This is a genomic window from Streptomyces sp. NPDC051561 (assembly GCF_044454195.1).
Taxonomy (GTDB): Bacteria; Actinomycetota; Actinomycetes; order Streptomycetales; family Streptomycetaceae; genus Streptomyces.
On sequence record NZ_JBITDM010000071.1, the window covers coordinates 1 to 1,045 of the forward strand.

1 protein-coding gene is annotated in these 1,045 nt (G+C 67.7%); it reads right to left on the bottom strand.

All coding sequences use genetic code 11. The features are described 5' to 3' along the window. Positions 1–1,031, bottom strand: a 1,031-nt coding sequence (locus ACIA73_RS41965) for a molybdopterin-dependent oxidoreductase (protein ID WP_399444287.1), incomplete at its 3' end; no start/stop codon positions are given. Positions 1,032–1,045 lie beyond the last annotated feature (14 nt).

Here is a 1,045-nt window from a genome sequence, read left to right on the forward strand (position 1 = left end):
GTCATGGCGGCCAGTACGACGGACATCCAGATCGGCTGTTCGCCGTGGTCCGCGCGTTGCACAGCGTAGTTGACCATGATGAGCGACCGTTGGGAGCTCAGACGGCGGGCGAGGTCAGTGAGCGTCTCAGGGCTGATGCCCGTGATCTCCGCTGCCCAGGCGGCGTCCTTGGGAACGCCGTCGAGTTCCCCGGTCAAGTAGGCGGCGAAGCGGTCGAAGCCGACGCAGCACCGGTGCAGGAAGTCCTCGTCGTGCCACCCGTTGACCAGCATCGTGTGGGCGATGCCGAGCATCGCGGCGGTGTCAGTGTTGGGAATGACGGGCAGCCACTGGGCGTCGAGGAAGCCGGCGGTGTCACTGCGGATGGGGCTGACGTTCACGAACCGCACCCCGGCCTCGCGGCACTTGCGCTGCAGGGCACCCGTCTGGTGCCGGGCCAGCCCGCCAGGGTTGATCTGGCTGTTCTTGAGAGCCAGACCGCCGAACGCCACCACGAGCTCGCAGTTGTCTGCGATCTCGTCCCACATCGGCATCCGGGACTGGTAACTCCACGGATGCCCGCCGATCACATGCGGGAGGATCACCTCCAGGGCCGCAGTGCTGTAGGTGTTCCGGGAGTCGGTGTATCCCCCGCCCAGCGCCAGGAACCGGTGGAGCTGACCCTGCGCGTTGTGGAACGCGCCCGCGCTCGCCCATCCATAGGAGCCGCCGAACACCGCGCTGTCCCCGTGCTGGGACCGCACTCGGCGCAGTTCATCGCTGACCAGCGTGAGAGCGTCGTCCCAGCTCACCTCCACGAAGGCGTCCGCACCCCGAGCCGTGTCGTGGACGCGCGGCAGCCCTTTCAGCCAACCCTTGCGCACCGCGGGACGCAACACGCGAGCGTGATCGTCGGCGGCTGTCACCATGCCTGGGCCGATGGGCGACGGCGCGGGGTCATCACCCCTCGGCTCGATACGCACCAACCGACCGGAATCGACCACGGCTATGAAGCTGCCCCAGTGCGTCGCAACCGACAAGCGCCGTTCCACTCTGCACCAACTCC